Source organism: Paenibacillus sp. cl123 (assembly GCF_900101595.1).
Lineage (GTDB): Bacteria > Bacillota > Bacilli > Paenibacillales > NBRC-103111 > Paenibacillus_G.
Window position 1 is genome coordinate 102,265 of sequence record NZ_FMYY01000003.1, and the last position, 12,303, is coordinate 114,567.

The 12,303-nt window shown below is 56.5% G+C and carries 9 protein-coding genes; 8 read left to right on the forward strand and 1 reads right to left on the reverse strand.

The annotated features are described in order from the left end of the window. Positions 1-217: 217 nt before the first annotated feature. Both BLR08_RS07075 and BLR08_RS07080 read left to right on the forward strand, forming a co-directional pair. Positions 218-925, forward strand: a complete 708-nt coding sequence (locus BLR08_RS07075) for a PIG-L deacetylase family protein (protein ID WP_072328492.1) — start codon at positions 218-220, stop codon at positions 923-925. 315 nt (positions 926-1,240) lie between these two features. Further along, positions 1,241-1,867, forward strand: coding sequence for an FMN-dependent NADH-azoreductase (locus tag BLR08_RS07080; protein ID WP_072328493.1), 627 nt, complete (start codon positions 1,241-1,243; stop codon positions 1,865-1,867). Between the two features lie 642 nt (positions 1,868-2,509). Here the strand turns inward: BLR08_RS07080 and coaA are convergent. Beyond that, positions 2,510-3,430, reverse strand: coding sequence for a type I pantothenate kinase (coaA, locus tag BLR08_RS07085; protein WP_072328494.1), 921 nt, complete (start codon positions 3,428-3,430; stop codon positions 2,510-2,512). Positions 3,431-3,672: 242 nt separating this feature from the next. Between coaA and BLR08_RS07090 the strand changes: the two genes are divergently transcribed. From BLR08_RS07090 to BLR08_RS07115, 6 genes are all read left to right on the forward strand, one after another. Further along, complete coding sequence (locus BLR08_RS07090; RefSeq protein WP_072328864.1) at positions 3,673-4,959, forward strand: DRTGG domain-containing protein; 1,287 nt, start codon at positions 3,673-3,675, stop codon at positions 4,957-4,959. 120 nt (positions 4,960-5,079) lie between these two features. Next, positions 5,080-6,081, forward strand: coding sequence for a Gfo/Idh/MocA family protein (locus BLR08_RS07095; protein WP_072328495.1), 1,002 nt, complete (start codon positions 5,080-5,082; stop codon positions 6,079-6,081). Between the two features lie 266 nt (positions 6,082-6,347). After that, positions 6,348-7,289 carry an AraC family transcriptional regulator gene (locus BLR08_RS07100; RefSeq protein WP_072328496.1) on the forward strand — a complete coding sequence of 314 codons (942 nt, stop codon included), beginning with the start codon at positions 6,348-6,350 and terminating at the stop codon, positions 7,287-7,289. 13 nt (positions 7,290-7,302) lie between these two features. After that, complete coding sequence (locus BLR08_RS07105; RefSeq protein WP_072328497.1) at positions 7,303-8,388, forward strand: Gfo/Idh/MocA family protein; 1,086 nt, start codon at positions 7,303-7,305, stop codon at positions 8,386-8,388. Positions 8,389-8,739: 351 nt separating this feature from the next. Further along, on the forward strand, positions 8,740-9,579 hold the full coding sequence (locus BLR08_RS07110; RefSeq protein WP_072328498.1) for a hypothetical protein: 840 nt from the start codon (positions 8,740-8,742) through the stop codon (positions 9,577-9,579). Positions 9,580-9,710: 131 nt separating this feature from the next. Continuing rightward, entirely contained in the window at positions 9,711-12,101 is a 2,391-nt protein-coding gene (locus tag BLR08_RS07115; protein ID WP_072328499.1) for a WG repeat-containing protein, read from the forward strand. Positions 12,102-12,303 lie beyond the last annotated feature (202 nt).

The window sequence follows — 12,303 nt, forward strand, 5'->3', positions numbered from 1 at the left end:
GTACCTGCAGAGGTGCGAGGTCTTTTTGCCGTCCTGTTATTCGGGTTAAAGGCGGACAGAACTGTTCATGAGCAAAAGGCCCCGTGCAAAAAAAAGCAGCTGGCCGCGTGGTTTCCGTAGCCGATTATTCGCGGCGGCTCGCTTGCTGGGATACAATAGGACTGTACGATGAGCATGTGACCGACACATTTTGAAACCGAGAGGGGATTGACAAGTTATGACGGCAACCGTAGCATTCGTGTTTGCTCATCCGGATGATGAGACTTATTTGGCCTCTGCATTGATCCGCAGATTGGCGGATGAAGGCAGCCCGCCCGTGCTGCTGCTGGCTACCCGCGGAGACGCCGGGCAGAAAAATGGCGCCTATGCCCATGAATCGCCGCAGCAGCTCGGAGTCCGCCGCGAGCGGGAGATGCAGCGGGCCGCTGAGCTTCTGGGGCTGTCTGTGGTCGAGTATCTCGGATATCCCGACGGCAAGCTGAATCAGATGGAAGAAGAGGAATTCGTCGCGCGGATAGCGGAGTTCCTGAACCGGCATCAGGCCCAGGCGGTCGTGACCTTCCCCGAGGACGGAGGGAACGGTCATCCGGATCATGTGACGATCTCAAAACGGACCGCCCAAGCCGTATGCTCGGGTCGCACTCCTGCTGTTCGCAAGCTGTATTACGTCCAGTCTGCGGCATTGACGGAGCAGGGGCGTGAACCGGCCTTGCAGCTCGATACGGAGTCCTACTGGCCCGTGAAAGCCGCCGCGCTGGCCGCGCATGAGTCCCAGCGGCTGGCCGTCGAGCGGTTTTTCGGCGAGCTGGGAAACGTGCTGCCGGAAGCGCGGCGCTATGAGTCATTTGCGCTTGCGTGGGAGAACGGGGGCGGATGGCCGAAGAAACGCGAGGACTGGATCTTGGACGGCTTAAGCGATGAGTAAATCTTCTGCTCATCGCTCGTCCAGCGCCAAAAGAGTTTCGAGGCATGGAGGCCGCTTGTCCTTCAAGCGTCAAGGCGCGGTCGTGCTCGTGGTCGTGGATAAAGCATAAGATACCGAAACCTGCACAAGCGGTTGGGGATAGCGGGAAATAATCAGTAAATACGCCCGGCAAAAGCTGACTTACAAATATATCCATTGACAGAAGGAGGCCCTATATGATAATTATTATACATGAAAGTTTACGAACTTTTAGTAAGTTAATACTAAATCATGAGAGTGGTCCTTAAAGGTCACCAGAGGAGAAGAGAACCTATTATGTCAACCGTACTGTTTGTCAAAGCCAACAACCGTCCTTCCGAGCAGGCTGTCACCGTCAAGCTGCACGAAGCTTTTCTGGAAAGCTACAAAGCTTCGCATCCTGAAGACACAGTCATTGAGCTGGACTTGTTTGCGGAGCAGCTTCCGTATCTGGATTCCACGATGATTACGGGATTGTTCAAGTCTGCGAGAGGCTTCGAGCTTACAGCCGAGGAGCAAGAGGCGGCGGCCGTTGCCAACCGGTACCTCGAGCAATTTCTGGCGGCCGATAAAGTCGTGTTCAGCTTCCCGCTCTGGAACTTCACTCTTCCGGCTGTCCTTCATACGTATATCGACTACTTGTCGCAAGCCGGAAAGACGTTCAAATATACGGCGGAAGGTCCGGTCGGACTTCTGGGCGACAAGAAGGTAGCACTGCTGAATGCGAGAGGCGGCGTATACTCCGAAGGTCCGGCTGCCGCAGCCGAAATGTCGGTTAATCTGCTGACCAATGTCCTCAGTTTCTGGGGAGTTAAAAATGTGACCAAGGTTATTGTCGAGGGGCATAACCAATTCCCGGACCGCTCCCAGGAAATTGTGGCCAGCGGTGTGGAACAAGCAGTAGCGGCCGCTCGCACGTTCTAATTTTAGATAAAGAAAGCATTCCCCCAGCCTTAAAGCCTGCGCAGATTTGGCATATAGCTTCGTGATGCTGCAAGGGAGAGGCGAACAGGGAAGTGTGGCGAACCTGGCGCTATCTCCAGAAAACGAGGCAGCCTTGCGGATCTCCCTCTGCTGCATGCTCAAAAGATCGAGTCAGGGCTTAAAGCTGCCTTGAGCTCGATCTTTTTTGATAAATGTCCCGGATACAGAACAGAGGAGTGTATGAATACGAATCTCGGACGGAAGATCGAAGACAAGGCAGGAAGTAATGAAGTAGGGATAAGCGCGAAGTAGATGAAAGAGGGAATGGGTATGGAGCGAAAAGCTTACGGACCGTCTTTGAAGTCGTGTCCTCACCACTAAATCCATTCAAATTGGACACAACTTCAAGAGCGGCTGGAGCCCACACCCATCCCTCCCTGCGCACAAAAATGTGAAGCTGCACGCCAAGATCTTCAAGAGCCGGGCCGTGCTACAGGCAAGGAGACTTCTTTAAAGCCCCCCAAAAGCCTCAAATGCAAAAAAGCCTCCATGACCATTGGAGGCTTTTTACGCATGAAATTTGAAAGCAGCCGCGTTCAAGGATATGGGCGACTGATCAGCGCCAACTGCTGGCCGCCGAAGCTACTTGCGCACAAAAACGCGCTCAATCGCATGATCCGGTCCCTTGCGGAGAATCAGCTTGGCTCGGCCTTTGGTCGGACGAATGTTGTCGATCAGATTAACCTCGTTGATTTCCTTCCAGATGCTTGTGGCCGTCTTGACGGCTTCCTCCTCGCTAAGCGCCGCATACCGGTGGAAGTAAGACTCGGGATTGCGGAACGCCGTATCGCGGAGCATCAGGAAGCGTTCGACATACCAGCGTTCGATATCGCGCTCATCCGCATCCACATAGATCGAGAAGTCGAAGAAATCGCTGACGAATACTTTCGCATCCTTCGTGACCTGGAGGACATTGATGCCTTCCACAATCAAAATATCGGGGCTTTGTACGAGCTGAGCTTCGCCTTCGACGATATCATAGGAAAGATGAGAGTAGATCGGAACGACGATATCCGGCTTGCCGGCCTTAATGTCGCGGATGCTTTTCAGCAGCTTTTTTGTATCGTAGCTTTCCGGAAAGCCCTTGCGCTTCATCAATCCGCGTTCTTCAAGCACCCGGTTCGGGTACAGGAATCCATCGGTCGTAATCAAGTCCACCTGGGGACGCCACGGCTCGCGGGAGAGCAGCGCCTGCAGCAGACGGGCGGTCGTGCTCTTGCCGACCGCTACGCTGCCGGCGATGCCGATCACGAACGGAACCTTCGAACGGCGATGCTGAAGGAAAGCAGCCGATGCCTCATGCAGCTGCCGGGCCGCGGCCGCCTGCAAATGGATAAACCGGGAGAGCGGCAGATAGATATCTTCCACTTCCTGGAACGAAATCCGGTCGTGAAATCCTCTGCGGCGGTCGAATTCTTCCCGGCTGATGGGCGGCGTCTGGCTGTATCTCAGCTCCGACCATTCCGCGCGGTTCATTTCAAAGTAAAGTGAGTAGGGATTCATAAGTGCCTAGTACCTCGCGCCTCAATGTCGTATTTTCAAATATTAGCACAACTTTCGCAAAAAACAAGACATGGCAAGCGCTTTCTCCTGCAATAAGGATGCTTTTTCTGCAGGCGTAGGCTAAGATGTATAGAAGAAGAGAGCATGATGGAGTCCTCCATACCATCCAAGGCTAAGTAGCAAGAGGTGAAGGGCGTTTGAATGACCGGCCGCAGGAATTGTTGACCAAGCATGAACAAATTATGCGATATATTGAAAAGCTCAGCATCGGAACCCGCATCTCCGTACGGAAAATCGCGCAGGTGATGGATGTCAGCGAAGGCACGGCTTACCGGGCGATCAAGGAGGCGGAGGCCGAGGGGCTTGTCAGCACCAAGGAGCGAACCGGGACCGTCCGGGTGGATGCGCGGGAGAAGCATCAATTCGACCGGCTTGTCTTCGACGAGGTCGTTCATATCGTGGACGGGGTTACCTTGGGAGGCTCGGCGGGCTTGCATAAGACGCTTAACAAATTCGTCATCGGAGCGATGCAGCTCGAAGCGATGATGCGCTATGTGGAGCCGGGCAATCTGCTCATCGTAGGCAATCGCAGTCAGGCGCATCTGTATGCGCTGGAGCAGGGGGCGGGCGTGCTGATCACGGGCGGCTTTCAGGCGTCTGCGGAAGCCAGGGAGCTGGCGGACAAGCTGGAGCTGCCGATTATCAGCAGCAGCTATGACACGTTCACGGTCGCCACGCTGATTAATCGTGCGATTCATGATCGGCTGATCAAGAAGAAAATCATTCTCGTGCAGGACATTATCCGGACGGATACGCCCGTGTATTATTTGAAAGGAACCGATACGGTCCAGGAGATGCAGGCGATGATCGCAGCCACCGGCCATACGCGATATCCCGTTGTGGACGATCACCATCGGCCGATCGGCATCCTGACGACGAAGGATGTGCTTAACGCTCTGCCCGGCGATCCCGTGGAGCAATATATGAAGCGCAATCCGCTTACTGTGCATGTGCAGACTTCTGTCGCCTCCGCCAGCCATACGATGGTATGGGAAGGCATTCAGATGCTGCCCGTCGTGAGCGATCACAAGAAGATGCTTGGCGTCATCAGCCGCAGCGACGTGCTGAAGGCGATGCAGTTCGTCCAAACGCAGCCGCAATACGGCGAATCGTTCGAGGATTTGATCTGGACGGGCTTTGAGAAGATTCGCGACAAGGAGAACGGGCTGTTTTTCCGGGGCGTGATTACGGCCCAGATGACCAATCATATCGGGATGGCGTCGGAGAGCGTGATGACGGCCTTGATGAACCAAGCCGCGCTGCGGATCGTGAAGGAGCACCGGAGAGGCGATCTGATTTTGGACAGCTCGTCCAATTATTTTCTGATGCCGATTCCGCTGGACAGCACCGTTGAAGTGAAGCCGACGATTATTGAGCTGAGCCGCCGCTTCTGCAAGATCGAGGTGGAGATTGTGCAGAACGGCGTTCGCATGGCCAAGTCCATGTTTACCGCGAGATTATTGGATTGATTGAATATGTCGTATTTTTATATAGACGATGTCGCTAAATTACACTAAAATTATTAAAAAAACTGTGATAAATTAAACCCATGATGTCTCGAATTTATAGCTTGGGAAGAGAGGGTTGTCATGAGTTTGCGTATCGGCAAAATCAGTTATTGGCATGTCCATGCCTGGGACTATACGAAACAGGCCCAGGAGCACCCGGATGCAGAGATCGCCGGCGTATGGGATGAGGACCCGAAGAGGGGGAAGGAAGCGGCCGAGAAGCAGGGCGTTGCCTTTTATGAGTCGCTGGACGAGCTGCTGGCGTCGGACATCGAAGGAGTTATCGTCGATGCCCCGACCCGGATGCATCGCGACGTGATGGTTGCCGCAGCGAAAGCAGGCAAGCATATCTTCACGGAGAAGGTCCTTGCTCCAACCATGGCGGAAGCCCGGGAGATTATGGCTGCCGTGGAGGCGAACGGCGTCAAGCTGACCGTATCGCTGCCCCGCCTGAACGAAGGCTACACGTTGTTGATTCGCGAGCTGCTGGAGCGGGAAGCGCTCGGTCGCGTGACGCTTGTGCGCGCCAGATTATCTCATAACGGCGCGATCGCCGGATGGCTGCCGGAGCATTTCTACAGCCTGGAGGATTGTCTGGGCGGCGCCTTGATCGATCTGGGCTGCCATCCGATGTATCTGACGCGCCTGCTGCTTGGCGAGGAACCGGTGGAAGTAACCTCCCACTTCGGCTATATCACGGGCAAAGAAGTTGAGGACAATGCCGTCTCCGTGCTGTCGACCAAGTCGGGAGCGATCGGAATCGTCGAAGCGGGCTTCGTGAACAGCTTCTCTCCGTTCACCCTGGAGGTGCACGGCACGGAAGGCACACTGCTCTACGGAACTCCCGACGGGAAGCTGCTGCTCCGCACCAAGGCTGAGGACGGCTCCAAGGCGGATGCATGGCATGAGCTGCCTTTACCGGATCGCAGAGAGAGCGCTTTCGAGCAGTGGATCGGCCATATTAGACAGGACACGATCGCCGAGGAAAATATCCGCCTTGCGCTGGAGCTGACGGCGCTGATGGAGGCCTCGAACCGCTCGGTGCGGGAACGCCGCGCAGTCCGGCTGTCGGAGCTGAGCTAGAAAGCGGGAGCGCCGCGCAAACCTGCTGCCGGAACTGGGCCAGCGGGCCATGCGCGACGCAGTCCGGCTGTCGGAGTCTAAGCTGGCAGGCCCGAGCGCGACGCAATCAGGCTAACCGTGACCGGCTTACAGCCTTGCCTTATTCGTCCATTAGGACCGGCGGCAACGGGGCTGGAGCCTGGCTGTTCGTTCTGCGAGCCGCGGAGTTCGCCGGCATTCATAAGATTGGCGGCCGCCGCATAAAGTTTGGCCTGGGGAGGGATAGGATGAGCGCGTTTCCGTATGAGGCGATGTGGGAGCGGCAGGATGCTCTGGAGCGGCTCGATCTGCGCATTCGATGGGGACAATATGAGATCCGTGTGCTGCGGTTTCATCTGACTTCCTTTCCTCCAGGGAAAGTTCTAAATTTCCATAAACATGCGGAGTTTGAATTTCATTTTATTCCCAGCGGAGCCGGCAAAGTTATCCTGGTGGACCATCCATTCGAGCTTAGCGAAGGCATGCTGTACGTGACGGGACCTGGAGTGATGCACTATCAGGAAGCGCATACGGCTGCGTCTATGGAGGAGCTTTGCCTGCATATCGATATTGTGGACCGCGGCGCAGGGAGCGGTGCCGTTGACAGGTGGGAGATCGCGGAAGCCGAGGATTGCGTCAAGAAGCTGCAAACGCTTCCTCCTAAGCCGGTCATGGATATTTATCATGCGATGCCCTGCTTCCTGGAGGCCTATCGTGCTTGCTGTGACAATTATTCGGGCTCCTATACGACGATCAAGCAATGTGTCGTCCAGATTTTGCTGCGGACCGCGCGCGCTTATGATGACGGGACGCCTCGTCCGGAGCTGCCGGGGCGCGACGTGGGCGCAAGCCGGTACCGGTTCGCGATGCAGTACATCCGCTCCAACTATGCCTCGCCGCTGACGCTGGAGGATGTGGCGGAGAAGCTGAATATCAGCTCGCGCCAGCTGCAGCGTATCCTGAGGGCTTATCATCAGGAAGGATCATTCCGGGGGATCGTCGAGGATATCCGGCTCGAGGCGGTATGCCGCCGACTGGATGAATCCGATCTGCCCGTTGAGAAGATCGCGACGCTGGAAGGCTTCGCCAACGGCAATTATTTACACGCGGTATTCCGCAAACGGTTCGGCATGACGCCGTCCCAATACAGGGGCCGCTTATCTAAACCAAATCCATCTCTACCATTATGAGGAGGCTGTCCGAATGTCCCGTATTTATCGTATTGCCATCATCGGCTGCGGCGGTATCGCCAATGGCAAGCACATGCCGAGCTTGAGCAAGCTGTCCAACATTGAAATGGTTGCTTTCTGCGACATTATCGAGGAGCGCGCGCAGCAAGCGGCCGAGAAGTACGGAGCCGAAGGCTCGTCCGTCTACACCGATTACCGCGAGGTGCTCAGCGACAGCTCGATCGATATCGTGCATGTGTGTACGCCAAATGATTCGCATGCCGAGATTGCGATCGCGGCGCTGGAAGCCGGCAAGCATGTGATGTGCGAGAAGCCGATGGCCAAGACGGCGGCAGACGCCAAGCGGATGGTCGAGGCGGCGGAACGCACGGGCAAAAAGCTGACGATCGGCTACAACAACCGTTTCCGTCCGGACAGCCAGCATCTGAAGAAGCTGTGCGACGAAGGCGAGCTGGGCGAGATCTATTATGCGAAGGCTCACGCGATCCGCAGACGGGCTGTGCCGACATGGGGTGTGTTCCTGGATGAAGAGAAGCAGGGCGGCGGACCGCTTATCGATATCGGTACCCATGCTCTCGACTTGACGCTGTGGATGATGAACAATTACAAGCCGAAGGTTGTACTCGGCACCTCGTACCACAAGCTCAGCCAGAAGGAAAATGCGGCGAACGCATGGGGCCCTTGGGACCCTGCCAAGTTTACGGTGGAGGACTCCGCTTTCGGCATGATCGTGATGGAGGATGGAGCAAGCATTGTGCTGGAGTCGAGCTGGGCGCTGAATACGCTGGAAGTCGATGAGGCCAAGTGTACGCTGTGCGGAACCGAAGGGGGCGCCGACATGAAGGGCGGCCTGCGGATCAACGGCGAGAAGCACAGCCGGTTGTTTACAAGCGAAGTGGAGCTGAAAGCCGGGGGCGTCGCTTTCTACGACGGCAAAGCCGAGAAGGACGCCGACCTGGAGATGAGACGCTGGATCGAAGCGATCGATCAAGACAAGGAGCCGGTCGTTACGCCTCAACAGGCTTATGTGGTCTCGCTCATTTTGGAAGCTGTTTATGAATCTTCGCGTACAGGGAAGGCTGTCTATCTGGACGTGTAGCATCAAACAAGCAAGCTGTGAGCTGCTTCCCTTGGCGGGAGGCGGCTTTTTTTAGTGTAAGGTCCGGTGATCGTTCCAGAAAGTTTCGGCCGGCTCGGAAGAGGCGCTCGCCGCCTTCGAGCAGGTTTCCGGCAGCGGCAATAGGGCCCGGCGACCGGCACAGACTCACAGACACTGCAGGCGAAGGCAGGCAAGTTCACGCTTGACTGCTACGAGTCACAGGCATATTCAGCCAATCTTCAGCTTATGTTAACCTGACGCTCAGCGGGCTTTCATTTGGGCTTCAGGTTGCGCCTCTAAGATAGGTATTGCAGCAAACAATTCCAATTCCCATCGCAGAGGAGAATGACTATGAACCCATTTATGAAAAAGCTCACGGCAGGTACATTGGCAGTCGGAGTGTTGGCTTCAGGAGCAGGAGTTTACTATACGCAAGCCTTCGCGGCGGCTTCGGACACTTCTGCCAATACGGATAGCGGCAGCGGAGCCGTGAAAGCGCCCGGCGAGCGCGGCGCAGGACTAGGCAGCCGCGGACCGCGCGGCGGCGGCTTCGGACATGGCGGCGGCAGTCTTGTGGAGCAAACGGCGACCTTGCTGGGCGTCGAATCTTCAGTCATCCTCGAGGAGCTGAAGCAGCAAAAAACGCTGGCGCAAATTGCCCTAGAGAAAGCGGGACTGGGCGAAGCCGCTTATGTGCAGAAGCTGGTCGATGCGGAGACGGCCAAGCTGACGGAATCGGTTACGGCCGGCAAGCTCACGCAGGCCCAAGCCGATGAGAAGCTTGCGGCGTTGACAGAGCGCATTCAGAAGGAAGTTACCGCAACCGGCGGCAAAGCGTTCAAACCCGCCGGCCCGGAAGGTACGGCTGACGAACGCCCCGGCAAGGACGGCTTCCCTGGCGGAGGCAAAGGGCACGGAGGACTCGGGCATTTCGGCAATACGGAGACCCTTGCAGGGTTGCTCGGCTTGACGAAGGACGAATTGTCGGCGGCGCTCAAGGAAGGCCGGACGCTGGCTGAGATCGCAGCGGACAAAGGAATCGATAAGGATACGCTTGTCGGCAAAATCAAGGATTCGCTGGACACTTCCATCCGCGAGTTCGTCGACCGGAAGCAAACGGGGAGGGAGCGTTCGGCTCCTGCCGCCGCTCCAGGCACGGCTGCTGAAGGGGCGGCCGAAACAGGCGCTTAAAGAAGGATGGACAGATAGTGATCACCAAACAGAGCCCTTCGTGAATAGCGATGGGCTCTGTTTGCTGCGTCTCGTCACCAATCCGGGCATCCGCCCATATGCTGTAGGGAGAATGGATGGGAGGGTGGAACATGGCCTACGATGAAAGTTTGCTGCTCCGGCTGGTGCAGGAGCATATCCCGCCCGGCGCAGCCGTTCAGATGCATGAAGAGAGTGGACGGCCGATCCTTATAGCGGCGGATCTGGACGGAGACGGCGTACCAGAGGTGGCTGCCGCTTACAGGCTTGGTTCCGATACGTATGTCATCGTGCTTCGTTATGACGGCCGGGATTGGAAGCCTGCGGCATCCTGGAAGGGCAAGGGCTATGAAGTCAGTACGATGCAGGCGGCTCCGGTGCTTCATAAGGGTCGAATGACCCTGATTGTCGGCTGGCAGGTAGGAGCGATCTGGTCGGAGCTGGCTTTGTATGATTGGACAGGGGCCGGGTGGAAGGACATGGCGCCGCCCGGCATAACGTTCAGCTATATGGAAGCCGAAGACATGCCGGGAGCCGCAGGAAGGGACGGCTTGGCCGAGCTGGCGCTTTGGTCTCATGATACCGGGCAGGCCTACAGGGTAGAAGTGTACCGGGAGAACGAAGGGAAGCTGGTTCCCGCTTATGATGTTTACCCCTATTACTTCCGCCGGGTGATCCGTTATTATGAGAGGCTGGTCCGGCAGTATCCGAGTGCAGATTTTTACAAGAATTACTTGCATGATGCGATCGGGAAGGCCGGATGGAATTCCGGCGAAGGAGCGGAAACGGAGCTGGATGCCCGAGGGGTTGACTTGTTCCCGGCAACCGTGAAGCTGATCGGCGGAAGCCGGACCGGGTATGTGGATGCGTCCGGCCGGATGGCGATTCCTCCGCAGTTCGAGTATGCTCAGCCGTTCCAACCGAACGGGCTCGCTGTAGCGGGAAGCGATAATCGGGTCGGAGCTATAGATGCGCAGGGCCACTACCGGATCAAGCCGATATTCGAGACGATCGGGGATTTTGCGGAAGGCCGGGCTGCCGCTATCGACAAGGAGGGCTTTAAGGTTATTGACGAATCCGGCCGGGTGCTGACTCCGAAGGCTTACAGCTATATCGGCGCCTTCCGCAGCGGAAGAGCACTGGCTTCGGATTCGGGCTCCGGCCACTACGGTTATCTGGACACCGAGGGCAACGTAGCTATTCCGCTCCGCTATTTGGAAGCTGGGGATTTCACGGCCGGTGGCAAGGCGGTCGTCAAGCTGGGAGAAGGGCAATACGCCCTGATCGATACGAACGGCAGGACGCTGCATACTTACCATTATGCTTCCGTAGGCGGGCTGGGGGAAGGACTGCTAGTCTTTCAGCAGGAGCCGGGCGGGCGTTACGGGTATATCGACGAGAAGGGGAATGTCGTCATCAAGCCTCAATTCGGCATGGCGCTGCCCTTCTCCGGGGGAAGAGCCATCGTGAATACGGCGGCCGACTATACGAACAAATACGGGCTGATCGACCGCAGCGGACGGTTCGTGATCAAGCCGGCGTATAATGACTTGCTGGCGCTGGGCGAGCGCCGTTATGCGCTGGGGACAGCAATCGATCCGAATCGTCCTTACTTGGGATCGACTTATGCGATAGCCGATGAGCAGGGCAGGCTGCTGACGGCAGGGGGGCTGCAGCAAGTAGGCGAATACCGGAAGGGCTTATTGTCGGTCAGCGACGGAAGCCAGACTTATTTCCTGGACCGTTACGGCAAGCGGGAAGCGCGTATGCCTGCCGTGAAGGGGGTAGGCACATTGGAAGTCATGGGCCCGCTCATTCAGGCAAACGTCGATCAACGCATCTTCTACTTGAGCCCGTCCGGAGAGGCGGTGTGGAAGCCGGACACGGTTATCGCCCTTAAGCCTCCGTTTGAGGTGAGGGAGCTGAAATATAAGCCGAATAAAGATTATCTCGTCTATTATCCGCAGATCGAAGGCATGCCCAATCCCGCCGTTCAGCGGCAAACGAACGACAAGCTGAAGGCTTTGTCTCAGGTGAAGCCTATAGAAAGCGGGCAGCTCGACTACAGCTATACGGGCGACTTCGAGGTAAGCTTCTTCCGGGATTCGCTGCTGGTGCTCGAGCTCACAGGCTATCACTTCCCGTTCGGGGCCGCTCACGGCATGCCGACCCGCATCTACCCGCATGTGGACCTGTCCTCCGGACAATTTTATACGCTTAGCGACTTGTTCAAGCCAGGCAGCGATTATGTAAAGGTGCTGAGCGGCATCATCGGCCGGCAGATCAAGGAAGATCCGCAGTATAGCTATGTGTTCCCGGACAGCTACAAAGGAATAGCGCCGGATCAGCCGTTCTATGTAACGGAGGACGCGCTGCACATCTACTTCAATCCTTATGACATCGCCCCTTACGCGGCCGGCTTCCCGACATTCCGCATCCCGTACAGCGAGCTGATGAGCATCATAGCGGTCGATGGAGCGTTCTGGAGATCCTTTCATCGGTAGTGAAATATGAGCCCAGCAGATTCATTGGCCCTTCGCCCAGCCGGAGGGCTATTCGCCATGCTCCACCCTCCCGTTCGTCTGATAAAACATGCAGGTGTCTTCCACGACAAGGCTCCGATCCGTAGTTTTGCTTATTGTAAAAAACCGCCGCTGCCGATTTTTGAGGATAAGCTCGTCATTCGTCATAAATTGTTCCAAGTCC